The organism is Sulfitobacter delicatus, from assembly GCF_900102535.1.
Classification (GTDB): Bacteria; Pseudomonadota; Alphaproteobacteria; order Rhodobacterales; family Rhodobacteraceae; genus Sulfitobacter; species Sulfitobacter delicatus.
In genome coordinates, this window is the sequence record NZ_FNBP01000006.1 from 38,492 (window position 1) to 53,029 (window position 14,538).

The 14,538-nt window shown below is 60.4% G+C and carries 12 protein-coding genes; 5 read left to right on the forward strand and 7 right to left on the reverse strand.

What is annotated here, in order from left to right; all coding sequences use genetic code 11:
* Positions 1-4: 4 nt before the first annotated feature.
* On the reverse strand, positions 5-1,621 hold the full coding sequence (gene glpD / locus BLS57_RS11650) for a glycerol-3-phosphate dehydrogenase (RefSeq protein ID WP_244153673.1): 1,617 nt from the start codon (positions 1,619-1,621) through the stop codon (positions 5-7).
* Between the two features lie 193 nt (positions 1,622-1,814).
* Between glpD and BLS57_RS11655 the strand changes: the two genes are divergently transcribed.
* On the forward strand, positions 1,815-2,585 hold the full coding sequence (locus BLS57_RS11655) for a DeoR/GlpR family DNA-binding transcription regulator (protein WP_093742761.1): 771 nt from the start codon (positions 1,815-1,817) through the stop codon (positions 2,583-2,585).
* Positions 2,586-2,717: 132 nt separating this feature from the next.
* Positions 2,718-3,572 (forward strand): SDR family oxidoreductase, encoded by an 855-nt coding sequence (locus tag BLS57_RS11660; protein WP_093742452.1) that lies wholly within the window; start codon positions 2,718-2,720, stop codon positions 3,570-3,572.
* On the opposite strand, the gene BLS57_RS11665 is transcribed toward BLS57_RS11660, so the two are convergent.
* From BLS57_RS11665 to BLS57_RS11675, 3 genes are all read right to left on the reverse strand, one after another.
* Positions 3,569-4,972, reverse strand: coding sequence for an alpha,alpha-trehalose-phosphate synthase (UDP-forming) (locus BLS57_RS11665; RefSeq protein WP_093742454.1), 1,404 nt, complete (start codon positions 4,970-4,972; stop codon positions 3,569-3,571). The two genes, BLS57_RS11660 and BLS57_RS11665, sit on opposite strands and share 4 nt — an antisense overlap.
* A gap of 171 nt (positions 4,973-5,143) precedes the next feature.
* Entirely contained in the window at positions 5,144-5,740 is a 597-nt protein-coding gene (locus BLS57_RS11670; RefSeq protein ID WP_093742456.1) for an exopolysaccharide biosynthesis protein, read from the reverse strand.
* 82 nt (positions 5,741-5,822) lie between these two features.
* Positions 5,823-6,797, reverse strand: a complete 975-nt coding sequence (locus tag BLS57_RS11675; RefSeq protein WP_093742458.1) for a DNA topoisomerase IB — start codon at positions 6,795-6,797, stop codon at positions 5,823-5,825.
* Between the two features lie 204 nt (positions 6,798-7,001).
* Between BLS57_RS11675 and otsB the strand changes: the two genes are divergently transcribed.
* From otsB to BLS57_RS11690, 3 genes are all read left to right on the forward strand, one after another.
* A complete protein-coding gene (otsB, locus tag BLS57_RS11680; protein WP_167356421.1) occupies positions 7,002-7,745 on the forward strand; it encodes a trehalose-phosphatase in 744 nt (247 codons plus the stop codon).
* Positions 7,746-7,788: 43 nt separating this feature from the next.
* Complete coding sequence (locus tag BLS57_RS11685) at positions 7,789-9,564, forward strand: glycoside hydrolase family 15 protein (RefSeq protein ID WP_093742462.1); 1,776 nt, start codon at positions 7,789-7,791, stop codon at positions 9,562-9,564.
* Between the two features lie 82 nt (positions 9,565-9,646).
* Positions 9,647-10,288: a LysE family translocator gene (locus BLS57_RS11690; protein ID WP_093742465.1), complete on the forward strand. Its 642-nt coding sequence runs from the start codon at positions 9,647-9,649 to the stop codon at positions 10,286-10,288.
* 69 nt (positions 10,289-10,357) lie between these two features.
* Here BLS57_RS11690 and BLS57_RS11695 read toward each other — a convergent pair whose 3' ends face one another.
* The 3 genes from BLS57_RS11695 to BLS57_RS11705 are packed head-to-tail and all read right to left on the reverse strand — an operon-like array spanning position 10,358 to position 14,538.
* Complete coding sequence (locus BLS57_RS11695; RefSeq protein WP_093742468.1) at positions 10,358-11,896, reverse strand: indolepyruvate oxidoreductase subunit beta family protein; 1,539 nt, start codon at positions 11,894-11,896, stop codon at positions 10,358-10,360.
* A gap of 2 nt (positions 11,897-11,898) precedes the next feature.
* Complete coding sequence (locus tag BLS57_RS11700) at positions 11,899-14,049, reverse strand: thiamine pyrophosphate-dependent enzyme (protein WP_093742470.1); 2,151 nt, start codon at positions 14,047-14,049, stop codon at positions 11,899-11,901.
* 9 nt (positions 14,050-14,058) lie between these two features.
* Positions 14,059-14,538 carry a MarR family winged helix-turn-helix transcriptional regulator gene (locus tag BLS57_RS11705; RefSeq protein ID WP_093742472.1) on the reverse strand — a complete coding sequence of 160 codons (480 nt, stop codon included), beginning with the start codon at positions 14,536-14,538 and terminating at the stop codon, positions 14,059-14,061.

Consider the following 14,538-nt stretch of genomic DNA (forward strand, 5'->3'; position numbering starts at 1 on the left):
CCCCTCATTCCGCCGCCGGGACGGCTTTTTTCTCCGCCCGCGCCTGCATCCATTCCTCAAGGCGCGTGACCTGCGCCTTGTCCATCCGCAGGCCCAACTTACTCCGACGCCAGATCACATCCTCCGCCGTACCGGCATATTCGCGATCCATTAGCCAAGCGACCTCGCGCTCCGTCAGGGTCGCGCCGAAATGCCTGCCGAGATCCGCGAGCGTCTTAGCCTCCCCAAGAATCGCCCATGTATCGGTACCGTAAGCGCGGATCAGCCGGGCAGCCCAGTCTTGTTCTAGAAAATCGTAATCTGCTTTCAGCCGCGCGATCAACTGCGCGACGCCGTCGACCGGGAAATCTCCGCCCGGAAGGGCTACACCCGCAGTCCAGTGGTCTGGCAGGCGATCGAAATGCGGCGCGATCAGTTCAAGTGCGTCTTCGGCCAACTTTCGGTAGGTCGTGATCTTACCGCCAAAGACGTTCAGGATCGGCGCGCCACCGGTCTCGTCCACCTTCAGCGTATAGTCCCGCGTCGCCGCTGTGGCGCTGCTTGCGCCGTCGTCGTAGAGCGGGCGCACCCCGGAATAGGTCCAGACAATATCGTCGCGGCTGATGTCCTGCTTGAGGTAGCCGTTCACGAAGTTGATCAGATACTCCTGCTCTTCGGGCGTGCAGACAGGTGCGACTGACGGGTCTGGGTGATCCGCATCCGTGGTGCCGATCAGAGTGAAATCCTGCTCATAAGGGATCGTGAAAATGATCCGCCCGTCGGTGCCTTGGAAGAAGTAGCATTTGTCGTGGTCATAAAGGCGCTTGGTCACGATATGACTGCCGCGCACCAGCCGCACCCCTTCGGAAGAGTTCAACCGCGCCGTGTTGTGGATGATGTCGCCCACCCAAGGCCCGCCAGCGTTCACCAGCATTTTCGCGCGAATTATTTCTTGCGCCCCGCTTGCGCCATGTTCGACGGTAACGGCCCAACCATCGGCCTCCCGCGCGGCCGAAAGCACTTTCGTGCGGGTCATGATGCGCGCACCGCGTAAAGCCGCATCGCGGGCATTGAGGACAACTAGACGGGAGTCTTCGATCCAACAATCAGAGTATTCAAAGGCCTTCTCGAACCGGTCTTCCAGCGGCGCGCCTTCGGGGCTGTTCCGCAGATCTAGGCTACGCGTCGCGGGCAGAATTTCGCGCCCGCCGAGGTTGTCATAGAGGAAAAGCCCCAGACGGATCAGCCAGGCCGGACGGCGGCCCCGCATCCACGGCATGAAAACCCGCAGCAGTTTTGAGGTGGGCGTGTCCCCCTCGAACCGCATGTCGCGATGATAGGGCAGAACGAACCGCATGGGCCAAGAGATATGCGGCATCGCCTTGAGCAGCACTTCGCGTTCCGCAAGCGCGTGACGCACCAGACCGATCTCAAAATACTCCAGATAGCGCAGACCACCGTGGAAGAGTTTGGTAGAGGCCGACGAGGTCGCTGAAGCAAGATCATTCATCTCGGCCAAAGTAACGCTCAGGCCCCGGCCAGCGGCATCGCGCGCGATACCTGCCCCGTTGATACCGCCGCCGATCACGAAAAGATCGACCGGTTTCTGGGCCTCTGCCTGTCCGGGCATGCATTGCGTCATTCGGCCCTCCCCAGCGTTGACTGTCTGCCTTGGCGGTAGTGTTACGAAACGACTCTCAACTGCACAAGTTTTATTTTCGTTTATGTTCGTTTAAGTCCGACTGCGAACATTCTCGGCATGTCGAACTGCGCGACAGCTTGCGTTGGCACTCGGATCGGCGATAAAACGAAGCAGATCAGGCAGGAGCGGCATCATTTCACAGACTTTTCGCCATCCCGACATTCTGGAAATCGCCCGGCGCGAGGGTAAAGTCACCGTGGATGGCTTGGCCGAGCATTTTGGCGTTACCCATCAAACCATCCGGCGCGATCTGACCGAGTTGGCCGATAGCGGCAAGCTTGAGCGCGTGCATGGCGGGGCGGTGCTCCCCTCGGGCGCCAGCAACATCGGCTATGCCGAACGGCGCAATTTGCATGAGGAAGCCAAGACCCGCATTGCCCGTGCCTGTGCCGAGCATATCCCCGACGGTTGCTCGCTGTTTCTCAACATTGGCACCAGCACTGAGGCCGTGGCCCGCGCGCTTTTGCACCACCGTGATCTGATGGTGGTGACCAACAATATGAATGTGGCGAACATCCTCGTCGACAATCCGGAATGCCGCATCGTTCTGACCGGCGGCGCATTGCGGCGCGCGGATGGGGGTTTGGTCGGGAACCTCACGATCGAGACGATCCGCCAATTCAAATTCGACATTGCGGTGATCGGGTGCTCGGCAATGGATGCCGACGGCGATCTGCTCGACTTCGACATTGAAGAGGTCGGCGTTAGCCAGAGCATCATCGCCCAATCGCGCAAGACATTTCTGGTCACCGATCATTCCAAGTTCAAACGCTCGGCCCCGGCCCGCATCGCCTCGGCGCGCGAGATGGATATGTTTTTCACCGATCTCCCCCTGCCCCCCGGCCTGTCTGAGAACTGCCGCGAATGGCATACCGAGGTGGTATTCGCCCCAGCTGAGGGCTGAGCCTGAGCGAGCGGGAAACCTCCCATCTACCTGCCACCGGGGAACTGGCTCCGCGGTCAAACATTGGTCCAACGTATCTTCAATCTCTCACGGAGGTCAGCTTTGCCGACCTCCGCAGAACAGGAGACTGTTATGACCGATGAGAACTTTGACGCCCTTGACAGTCCGCAGGAGCAGCCCGGGCGCGAGTACAAGATGGATCCTGCCCCGGAGTATATGCCACGCCACCCCGGCTCTGACCGGCTGAAAGGAAAGATCGCGCTGATCACCGGCGGGGACAGCGGCATTGGCCGCGCGACCGCAGTGCTTTATGCTCGTGAAGGGGCCGATGTGGCGATTGTCTATCGCGACGAGGATCGTGACGCGAAAGAGACCCAACGTCTTGTCGAAGGCGAGGGCCGTAAAGCCCTGCTGTTGGCGGGCGATGTTGGCGACAAAAGCTTTTGCGAAGAGGCGGTAAGCCGCACGCTGGAAAACTTTGGCAAGCTCGACATTTTGGTTAACAACGCGGGCGAGCAACATGCGCAAGACAGCCTTGAAGACATCGAAGAAGCGCAGGTCGAGCGCACCTTCCGCACTAATATCTTCGGGCAGATCTTTATGACCCAAGCCGCTCTGCCGCATCTGAGAGAAGGCGCGCGGATCATCTGTGTAACCTCGATCACCGCTTATAAGGGCCAAGACCTGTTGCTTGACTATGCCTCCACCAAGGGGGCGATCCTCGCCTTCATACGCGCAATGGCAAGCAAACTGGCCCCGAAGGGCATTCTGGTGAATGGTGTCGCGCCTGGTCCAATTTGGACACCGCTGATCCCGGCCTCTTTCCCCGCTGACAAAGTCGAAGAGTTTGGCAAGAACAGCCCTCTTGGCCGCCCCGGCCAGCCAAATGAGGTGGCGCCGTCGCTGCTGTTTCTCGCCTGTGAGGATTCATCCTATATGAGCGGGCAAGTGCTGCACCCGAATGGCGGTACGCCCGTCGGTGGTTAAGCTTCTGATTTGACCCGCGGCGCTGACCTAACCGGCAGCGTCGCGGGGCAACTCTTTAGCGCTTGGACGTATTTTCGGCTCCAGTTGCTAACATCGGTCTCCCGCACCTTTTTCATACAGCTCGCATACCGCCGCTTGCGCTCATCCAACGGCATGGCCAATGCGGTCTTCAGCGCTTCGCTCATGTCTTCGATGTCATAAGGATTAACAAGCAGGGCATCAGTCAAATCTTCCGCCGCACCGGCCATATGGGACAGCACAAGCACGCCCGGGTTCTCGGGATCTTGCGCCGCGATATATTCTTTGGCCACGAGGTTCATACCGTCGGCAAAAGGCGTGACGATCCCCACACGCGCGCGGCGGTAGAGCCGCGCCAGCAAGCCGCGATCCAGATTGCGGTGAATGTAGCGCAGCGGGGTCCAGTCGATCTCGCCATGCTCCCCGTTCACGCGACCAACCAGTTCTTCGAGCTCATACCGGAGTTCCCGATAGGCCGCGACTTCCTCACGGCTCGGCGGGGCGATCTGGACCATGCTCACGCGGCGCTCGCGTTCATCGCGGGTTTCGAGGTAACGCCCGAAGGCGCGGAACCGGTTGGGCAGACCTTTGGAATAATCCAGCCGGTCCACACCGATGACCAGATCACCCGCCATGTCATCCGCAAGCTTGTCCTGCTCGGTCCGTTCCTGCGCTGCTTTAACGAAGGTTTCAACGTCGATGCCGATGGGGAAGGACCGGACCGCCACCGTCCGCGATCCGCATTTCACGGTCCCGTCCATCATAAATTCAGCATCGCTTTCGGCGCGGAACATCTCCAAACAACGCGCGACATCCGCCCGGGTCTGGAGGCCCACTAAGTCATAGTCCGCCAGCCAATGTGGCAGATTTGCCGCACGCGGGAGGGCCCCCATATCACCCAGAGCGGGGAAGGGGATATGTAGGAAAAACCCAATCTTGCCGGTGTAGCCGAGCTTGCGCAACTCACTGGCGAGAGGGAAGAAATGGTAATCATGAACCCAGATCATATCGTCCGGGCCGGCGACTTTAACCACCTGACGGGCAAGACGCGCGTTCACGCGGGCATAGCCCTCTTCAAAACCACGGTTGAGCTCCACCAGATCCCCACGGCGGTGGCAAACCGGCCAGAGCACGGAGTTGGAAAACCCGAGATAGAACTCTTCGTAATCTGATTGAGAAAGGGTGAAACTGAAGCGCGAATATTCCCCCTGCTCACCATATTCGCTCAGGGTTTCGGATGGTTTGTCAGCAATATCGGGATGCGAGCCTATCCAGATGCCGCCGGTTTTCCGCAGCGTCTCATGCAAAGCAAAAACCAGACCACCGGAAGGCGCAGCTTCGGATGGAATACGGTTTGATATGACAATCAGCTTTCCAGCCATCTTTTAGCCTCAGGAACATCTCTACCGGCTTAGGCACCGGGACCCGCGCAAAAGGCGCGCGTACTGCACTCTTAACGGAACAATGACCGAGAAGCCCGAAGGTTCCCGCATAACACGACAGTTCCGAATGGATCGGCGAGACACGCCTAATTTATGTGCAGCCCTGCCCTCTCAACGTCCCATCAGAAACCAGGCAACGCCGATTGGCAGCAATGACATCAGGATCATTGAAAGGATCACCACCCGGCCATCTCGCATCAGATATCCCGCTGCAAATATAGCAATCATGGCCGAAGCAATCGAGCCCGAAGTTGGGATCACCTCCATAAACGGCATAAAAAGTGTGAGTGCCAAAACCATAAACAGGGGCAAATATACCCAAGGGCGGTGCAGAAGATAGGTGCTACGCTCGTGCAAGAAACGGTCCACGAAACCCACGGGTTTGCGCAGCCACGAAACCCCTTCGCGCAGCTTTTTCGCAGCAATGTCACGCCGCATGATAAAGCCGGGCAGCCACAGGCTATCGCGCCCGACGATCATTTGAACCACTAAGAACATAACGACGAGGGCCACGAATGCAGTGATGCCGGGGATGCCGCTGGCGGGAGAGGTAGAGATCAGCGAGAACGCAAGGATCGTAGAGGCAAAGGAATGCTTTCCGAGGCAATCGATTATCTCTTCCACGGTGATCTGCCGATCCTCCCCGCCCGAGAGATGCTCCATCTGGTCCAATACCCCGTTCAGGGATGGCGCGTCTTTGTCGGCCATGAGTGGGAACTCCTTCTGCCCAGCGGTTATACCACCTGTTAACAAATTAATGCCTGAGCGGAGCAAAAGTTCAGCAAAGACCTTAGGCTTTTTCCTGTAGAAAGGTCAGGAGACGGGCCTCAGCCTGTGTCATCTCGTCGATATCGCGTGCTTCCGGCAGCGGTTGCGGGGTCTTGCACAGCTCAATTACCTCAGGATGGATATAGCTATTTCGCGCGATGGTCGGCGTATTATGCAGGCGTTTGGACGCGGCCTCGGCCATTGCTTTGATCGTGGGCGTGTCCTCGGCCAAGGCGACCTCAAAGGCGGCCAGTGTCCCGGCCCAGGTGCGAAAGGTCTTGGCTGAGAACCCCTCGGCCCCGGTGACTTCGCTGATATAATCATTCAAAGCAGACGATGTCAGACTGCGCGGCTGCCCTTCGTCGTCCAACCACGTCAGCAACTCCGCACCCGGCAGATCGCGAATTTTCTGCAAGGCGCGCATCAAGGTCCGGTTGGCGATCTGACGCCGCACCCGCTTCCCGCCCTTGGCCATAAAAGACGCCTGCAATTTACCGTCACGCAACCGAAGGTGCTGGCGCTTCAATGTGAGCGTGCCATAGGTCTGATTGGTTTCGGCGTAGATCTGATTGCCGACCCGTAGCGACAGCCTGTCGATCATAGCCACCGCTGCAGCCAGCGCGAAGGCGCGTGCCCCTAATTCGCCTTTCAGGTCGCGCCGCACGCGACGGCGCAGCCGGGGGATCGTCTCGGCAAAGTCTGCCAAACCCGCATATTTCTCCTGCGCCTGCGCTTCTGCCCATAGCGGATGGTAACGGTATTGCTTGCGGCCCTTCGCGTCAAAACCGGTGGCCAGCAGGTGCCCGTTTTCATAGGGCGTGATCCAGACGTCTTTATACGCGGGCGGCACGGCCAGTGAGACGAGCCGTGCGCGTTCCTCCTTGTCCTTGATACAACGCCCATCGGGCGCGAAGAACGAAAACCCCTTACCACAACGACGACGCGAGATGCCTGGGGAGCTGTCGGGGTAGTATCTCAGAGAAGCAGGCGCGGTCATGGGGGCTCCGATTGATCGAAAGGGGCTGGCACCGGTCGCTGAGCTGCTTAAAAAACAGCCTGTCCTTGCGATACAACAGGTCAACGTGGAAAGAGCGGCCCAGTTCCCGCAAGAAGCGTCTAGTCAAAACCGTGCATTGATTTCATGCTTCAGGCGCATAGGTTGCTGAGCAGCCTTAACCTGACATTGAAGAATGTAAAACAAATGCCCGACACGGTTCATCAGTCCGACATTCCGCCGCAGATCGATCCTGCCGCGCATGGGTTCTTCCTCGATCTTGACGGGACACTCGCGCCCATCGTGGACAACCCGCAAGACGTATCCCTGCCCGACCGCACACGGCATTTGCTGACCCGTCTGGTTGCCGCCACGGATGGGGCGGTTGCGGTTGTCTCCGGTCGCGCGCTGGCCGATGTCGACCGGATCCTCGGTACGTTGCAACTGCCCATATCGGGTTCGCATGGGATGGAATTGCGGCTCGCCAATGGTGCTGGCGGTTCGGCGGATCAGTCCGGCATGCCCAACCCCGTGATAGACCGCGTCGAAGAATTTGCGGTGCTCCACGGTGTCACCTCTGAGCGCAAGCCCGGCGCCATCGCCCTGCATTACCGCAAAACGCCTGACCAAGCCGATGCCTGCCGGGCCTTTGTAGACACATTGACGTCCGAGGACGAAACCCTGCGCGCCTTACACGGAAAAATGGTCAGCGAAGTCGCGCTCAAGGGCATCGACAAGGGTGGCGCTCTCGAGAAAATCTCTGCAACAGATGGGTTTGTAGGCCGGACCCCGATCATGGTGGGTGATGATGTCACCGACGAAGACGGGTTCCGCGCCGCGCAGGCGCAGGGCGGCTTTGGCATCAAGATCGGCACCGGCGAAACGCATGCGGTGCACCGGTTGGACGACGTCGAAGCCTTCGCGGATTGGCTTGAACTGATATTACGCTGACCGTCTTTGCGCGGGCCAGCTAAAGACATTGAAAGAGGATACTATGGATCTGGGTGTCATCGGTAACTGCGCGGTTTCCGCCTTGGTAAACCGTCAGGGGGCGATCAATTGGTTCTGCCTGCCGCGGTTTGACGGTGATCCTGTGTTCCACAGCCTGATGGGCCACGGCGCGGGCGAAGAGGGTGACGGTGAGTTTGCCGTTGATCTGGAGGACGTGACTGCAACCGAACAACACTACCTGCCCAACACCGCCATCCTGCGCACGGTGTTACGCAGCCCAAAGGGCGCAGTTGAGATCGTCGACTTCTGCCCCCGTTTCACCGCCTATGGCCGTAGCTTTCGACCGCAAATGCTGGTGCGTCAGGTCCGCCGGCTCGAAGGGTCACCCCGCGTCCGCATCCGCCTGCGCCCTCGTTTCGACTATGGCGAAGCGGCCCCCACCCTGACCCGCGGCTCGAACCACGTGCGATTTATCGGGCCCGAACAACGGATGCGCCTGACAACAGATGCGCCAATTGATCACATTCTGGACGCGCGGTTGATGAACCTCGAAGGCGAGATGACCTTTATCCTCGGCCCGGACGAAACGCTCTCTGATAGCCCTGAGCAGATCGGCACCGCCTTCCGCACCAAAACCCTGCGCTATTGGCAGCGCTGGACGCAACGTCTAGCGATCCCTTTTGAGTGGCAAGAAGCCGTCATCCGCGCCGCTATCACGTTAAAGCTTTGCAGCTATGAGCCAACCGGCGGGGTGATTGCCGCCATCACCACCTCTCTGCCCGAAGCCCCGGATTCAGGCCGCAACTGGGATTACCGCTATTGCTGGGTGCGCGATGCTTTCTTTACCGTCCGCGCGCTCAACAGTCTCGCGGCGACGCGGACCTTGGAGCATTATTTTCAGTGGTTGATGAACGCCGTGGCCGACGCCGAAGGCGGACATATCCAGCCAGTGCTTGGCCTCGGCTTAGAGACGCAATTGACCGAGCGCATCTCCCCCAGTTTGCAGGGCTATCGCGGGATGGGACCGGTGCGGATCGGCAACCAAGCGCATGAGCATTTCCAGCACGACACATACGGCAACATCATCCTCGGCGCGGCTCCGGCCTTTTTTGATCACCGTCTGCCGCTGAACACTGGCCGCACCGCCTTTGAACGGTTGGAGCCGCTTGGCGAACAGTCGTGGGAGTTGCATGACCAGCCTGACGCCGGGATCTGGGAGCTGCGCAGCCGTGCACGGATTCACACGTCTTCCTCGCTCATGTGCTGGGCCGCCTGTGACCGTCTGGCAAAGATCGCCAAACACCTCGGGCTAGCCGAACGCGCAACTCATTGGGCCGAACGCGCCGAAGTGATCCGCAACAAGATCCTCGACAATGCTTGGTCCGAAGAGCGCGGCGCCTTTGTGGAAAGCTTCGGCGGCAAGACCTTGGACGCCAGCGTGCTGCTGATGGGCGAAGTCGGTTTCCTCCCGCCGAATGACCCGCGTTTCATCGCCACGGTCGAACGCCTGTCCGAAGTCCTGGGCCGCGGCCCCTTCATGTTGCGCTATGAGGAAGCTGACGATTTTGGCGTGCCGGAAGTGGGCTTTAACGTCTGCGCCTTCTGGCGCATCGACGCGCTGGCCCGGATTGGCCGCGAGGAAGAGGCGCGCAAGCTCTTCGAAGAGCTCTTGGAAGCGCGCAACCACCTTGGTCTGATGTCCGAAGACACCGCATTTGCGACCGGCGAAGGCTGGGGCAACTTCCCGCAGACCTATTCCATGGTGGGCATCATCAACGGCGCGATGAGACTGTCACGGCGGTGGGAAGCGGAACTGTAAGGAGCGCTGCAGTTTTCGCGCGACCTTTCGCGATACCCTCGTTAGCATCGACCCTATTACTGCAAACAGGGTCGCAAGCATCATGATCGATTGGCACGGAATCCTCGCCGTCTTCGCCGCATTCTTCGTCGTTGCAGCCTCACCGGGCCCGGCGACATTGGCCCTGGCGACCGTATCAGCTGCATCCGGACGGCGCAGCGGCACAATCTTTGGTGCTGGCCTTGCCATAGGGTTGGGGTTCTGGGGACTGGTTGCTGCAACGGGGCTCGGGGCGATCCTTCAGAGCACCGGCGTTTTGCTGACAGGTCTGAAGATTGCAGGTGGGCTCTATCTCCTCTGGCTTGCTTACGGCTCTGCCAGATCTGCTTGGCGTCCGTCGCAGGTGGAACGTGATCCAATGCTGCCGCAAAAGGATAATTGGTTCTGGCGCGGTTTGGTCTTGAACCTGTCGAACCCGAAAGCTGTCTTTGCTTGGATGGCAGCCCTGTCGGTCGGGCTTGGGGGTGATGACGGCATTCTTGGCCTTGGCATTGCCACCGTCGGCTGTGCCTTGATCGGTTTGATCATTTACGCCGTCTATGCCGTCGCTTTTTCGTTCCAGCCCGTTATGCGTGGCTACGCAGAATTCAAATGTTGGATAGAGGGCGTTACAGCCGCGCTATTTGTCGTTGCAGGGCTTGCCCTTATTCGGTCGGCGCTGACCCGCAGTGCTGCCCCGCCGTAGAAGAGCTAATGCCCCTCCCCGGAACAGGCTAGGCGAAAAGAGGAGATCCTGCGATCTCCCCCCCTCGGCTCAGACGAAGGACCGCACCGTCGCAATTGCACCGTCCAGCGCCTCGCCATCTGCATCCTGCAGCGCCGCTTCGCGCAAACGCGCCACCCAGTCTGCCGCGTCCTCCCGTCCGCGCAAAAGATCAGCGGCATCCACCACCTTGTCGAACTTGCCGAGGCCCCGTGCGTGGGTGTCCGAATAACCCTTGATCAGCCGCCGACATTTCACCAGTTCCACCGCGAGGGCGTAGTCAGCGTCGACTTCGTCAAGGCACCTGCCCAGCCAGTTGTCGAGATGTGCCACTTCAATCGCGTGTCGATGTGTCTTGAGGCGGTATCCCTTCAGCCCTCCCAGAAAATGCAGCATCAGGAATGCCGGTAGCCGGTCGGTGCGCAACCGGCGGCCTTTGTCGAACCAGCGGTTCAGGCGCGCCATCCATTTGTCGCTAGCCTCAACCCTCGCGCCGAGGCGCGCGGGCATCAGACCGGCGATTTCCTCTGCACGCGGATGGAAATACTCGGTCAACTGCATGAGGTTTGCATCGCCGGCACGCATCTCCTGTCGGATATGGGTAAAACGCGGGGCGCGGGTTTTCAGGTCTGCGACGCGGATGATGTCGTCATAGGCCATGGCATTGGCAATGTATTTTGCGGCCTCTGCCGAAAGTCGCCAGTCCCGCGCCGCACTGTCGCGGGCCAATACTGTGTCGAGCCGGTCGAGATAGAGCGCCCCATAGGCACAGTCTTGAAAATTCACCACTTTGGCCAGTCCGGCCAGTGCCAAGTCATGTACGGGCTCGGGCAGACGGTCAGCGCGGCTGACGAGGGCAGTCCACTCCGCCTGAAGTGCCTCTGGCCCGACGAGTTGGAACGGTGCGGCTTCCTTCTCTGCCGCAGCGGGGGCGGTCTGCTGCAGCTTGCCCTGTGCGGCGTCAAAGCCCACGGCGAAGGCACGCAGGGAAGGCTCGACCCCCTTGCCGCCTGCGCGGATGGCGTTCTCATAAGCCTCGCGGCGGAAGGGCAGCGCGCCGGAGCCTGCCAGCGCACCAAAAAGCGACGCTGAGATGACCGAGCCAGCGCCAACCGCCAGCCCTTCCATATCCTCAAGGATCAAATTCTGCGCCGCGATTTCAGCCGCCGCGCGGACTTCATCGGCGTCAGCAATGCCATCACCGGGGGCCATTTTCTCGCTCACCGCCAGCGCGCGGTGGGTCGAGCCGATCAGCGTCGTGCGATCCGGCGTCACAAAGCCACGCATCACCGCGCGCCCGACTTCCATCATTTCAGCCGCGATCAGCACATCGACGTCCCCCGCCGCCGGGGCCAGCGCGAAAACCGGGTCGAGCGCGCCTTTCGGGGCCATTTCGACATAGTAGATCGTGGCCCCCGTGCGCTGCGCCACGCCCGCGACCGAGGTCGCCTGACAGACATAGCCCTCGGCCCGCGCCATGGCCTCAATCCAGCCGGTCAGCACGCCGCCACCCTGCCCGCCCACGGCCATGACGGCCAGCTTGATGATCTTCTCGACCCGCACGTCGGGGGTTTTTTGCGGCAGCACCATATTCACGTCGTCACTCCTTCGCTGCGCAGCCGTTTGGCGTCACGCCGATCTTGCAGCCAGCGGATGATCTGCGCGGTCTTATCGGCGCGCCAGCGCTCGAACCGGGTTGGGTTATGCACCACATCGGCCTGATAGAAAGACGGGCAAAGCACCGCCGTATCGGCGACCTCGCCACAGTTGCCGCAGCCCACACAGGTCTGGTCGATATGCGCCACCGGATCGTCGCGCAGCGGATCATCGAGGCGTTTGAGCGACAGCGATGGGCAGCCCGACAGTCGGATACAGGCGTGATCGCCGGTGCAAACATCGGCATCCACACCAAAGCGCGGCACCTCCATACGCCGGCCTTCTTTAATGGCCTTATTGCGCAGCGGCTTCTCGCGCCGCTGTTTGTTCAGCATACATTCCGACGAGGCGACGATGACCTTCGGCCCTTTGTAATCCGTGGTCAGCGCCTCGCGCAGCACCTCACGCAGCTTGCCCACGTCATAGGTCCGATCAATCTGCCGGACCCATTCGACGCCGACTCCCTTAAGCGCCTTGGAGATCGGGTTGTTCGTCGATTTCGTGTCGTTATGCGCCCGCGAAGACATCACATCCTGCCCGCCGGTGGCAGCGGAATAGTAGTTGTCGACAATCACCGCGACGCTGTCGGATTTGTTGAACACCATGTTGCCGATCGAGGTCGACAGACCGTTGTGCCAGAACCCCCCGTCGCCCAGGATCGAGATCACCCGCTTGTCACCGCCTCCGTCAAAAGCCGCGTTGGAGGCCGGGCCGAGGCCATAGCCCATGGTCGAGCCGCCGATCTCGAAAGGCGGCAGAACGCCAAAGAGGTGGCAGCCAATATCGCCGGTGATCTGGTGTTTGCCCAATTCCTGCTCGGTCAGTTTCATCGCGGCAAAGATCGGACGTTCCGGGCAGCCGGTGCAGAAACCCGGCGGGCGGATTGGCACGGTGTCGGTGAGGTCGGGGATCGCGGGGGCTTCGGCGTTGGGCGCGCGCACCGCGCCGGGCAGCATCTCCGGTGCTGCGATTTTCAGAAAGCCCGTGACCCCGTCGAGCAGCACTTGCCCGGTGTATTCCCCCGCCATCGGCAGCACGTCTTTGCCGTGCAGCTTCACCTTACGCTCCAACTTATAAAGGTAGGACCCAAGCTGCTGTTCGATGTGATCGGGCTGCCCTTCCTCGACCACCAGCACATGTTCTTTGCCCGCACAGAAGTTGTCGAACTCGTCCTTGAGCAGCGGGTAAGTCACGTTCAGCACATAAAGCGGCACGTCGGTCTCGCCGTGGATATCCGCCAGCCCCAACCGTTGAAGCGCACGGATGACCGAATTGTACATGCCGCCCTGCACCACGATGCCCAAAGGCGCTTTCTCGGGGCCGAAGACCTCATTGAGCTTGTTGTCGCGGATGAATTTCTCCGCCGCGGGCCAGCGGTTCTCGATCTTGTCCTTCTCATGCAGATAGGACATCGGCGGCAGCACCACGCGGTTGAAATCCGACCGCGGGTTGGCGGCGGCTTCGGCCACCGTCAGCGGCGGGCGCTGGTTGTCTTTGGTCTCGAAACTGCCGGTCACATGGCACGACCTGATGCGCACCATCAGCATGACCGGCGTATTACTGGCCTCCGAGAGTTCAAAGCCGTCCTTCACCGCCTTTGTGATGCAAGGCAGGTTCGGGCGCGGGTCGAGCATCCAGAACTGCGATTTCATGGCAAAGCCGTGGGAGCGTTCCTGCATGATCGAGGAGCCTTCGCCGTAGTCCTCGCCCACGATCACCAAAGCGCCGCCGGTGACGCCGGAAGAACTAAGGTTCGCCAAAGCGTCCGAGGCGACGTTCACGCCCACCGGCCCTTTGAAGGTCACCGCGCCGCGAATGGGGTAATGCACGCTCGCCGCCAGCATCGCCGCTGCTGCTGCCTCGGACGCATTCGCCTCGAACCGCACGCCCAACTCGCCCATTAGCTCTTCGGCATCGGCCAGCACATCCATCAGATGCGAGATCGGCGCGCCCTGATAGCCGCCCACATAGCCGACCCCGTTTTCCAACAACGCCTTGGTGATCGCGAGGATACCCTCACCTGTGAAGACGTCGCCGTCTCCCTTGCGCAGGTGCTCTACCTCTGCCTTGAACGAACGCTCGGCCATCGGACCCTCTTAAAAATCGTGTTTGCGGATGTTGCGCAGCATGGTGCGCAGGGTGGCCACAAAGGCCTCTTTTTCGGCGGCGTCGATGCCCTTGAACATCGCGTCATGGGAGGCCGCCATATGGGGCCAGAGCCGCTCGTAAGCCTCGCGCCCCTTTTCGGTCAGATAGACACGGGTGGCACGGCTGTCGGTCGCGTCGGTCTCGCGCCGCACCATGCCGTCGCGCACCAAAGCATCAAGCGCGCGGCTCAATGTCGATTGCTGCACCACCGCATAGACTGCCAATTCGCGGATCAAAATGCCGTCGATCACCGACAGCACCGCGAGCGAACGCATCTGGGGCGTCGTCAGCCCAAGGGCTGCCATTTCAGTGGATAGGGCAGCGTTGTACCGCCCCATGATCCGGTTCATCAGATAGGGCGCGAAATTGTCGAGCCCGAGCTGCTCCAGCGGCACTTCGTCCGCGTTATCATGGGACGGTTTGCTCAT

Excerpts from the sequence above, each read along its gene's own strand:
- glpD (WP_244153673.1), bottom strand. The coding sequence starts at position 1,621 with ATGACGCAATGCATGCCCGGACAGGCAGAGGCCCAGAAACCGGTCGAT.
- BLS57_RS11660 (WP_093742452.1), top strand. The coding sequence starts at position 2,718 with ATGACCGATGAGAACTTTGACGCCCTTGACAGTCCGCAGGAGCAGCCC.
- BLS57_RS11665 (WP_093742454.1), bottom strand. The coding sequence starts at position 4,972 with ATGGCTGGAAAGCTGATTGTCATATCAAACCGTATTCCATCCGAAGCT.
- BLS57_RS11670 (WP_093742456.1), bottom strand. The coding sequence starts at position 5,740 with ATGGCCGACAAAGACGCGCCATCCCTGAACGGGGTATTGGACCAGATG.
- BLS57_RS11675 (WP_093742458.1), bottom strand. The coding sequence starts at position 6,797 with ATGACCGCGCCTGCTTCTCTGAGATACTACCCCGACAGCTCCCCAGGC.
- otsB (WP_167356421.1), top strand. The coding sequence starts at position 7,002 with ATGCCCGACACGGTTCATCAGTCCGACATTCCGCCGCAGATCGATCCT.
- BLS57_RS11685 (WP_093742462.1), top strand. The coding sequence starts at position 7,789 with ATGGATCTGGGTGTCATCGGTAACTGCGCGGTTTCCGCCTTGGTAAAC.
- BLS57_RS11690 (WP_093742465.1), top strand. The coding sequence starts at position 9,647 with ATGATCGATTGGCACGGAATCCTCGCCGTCTTCGCCGCATTCTTCGTC.
- BLS57_RS11695 (WP_093742468.1), bottom strand. The coding sequence starts at position 11,896 with ATGGTGCTGCCGCAAAAAACCCCCGACGTGCGGGTCGAGAAGATCATC.
- BLS57_RS11700 (WP_093742470.1), bottom strand. The coding sequence starts at position 14,049 with ATGGCCGAGCGTTCGTTCAAGGCAGAGGTAGAGCACCTGCGCAAGGGA.
- BLS57_RS11705 (WP_093742472.1), bottom strand. The coding sequence starts at position 14,538 with ATGAGCAAACCGTCCCATGATAACGCGGACGAAGTGCCGCTGGAGCAG.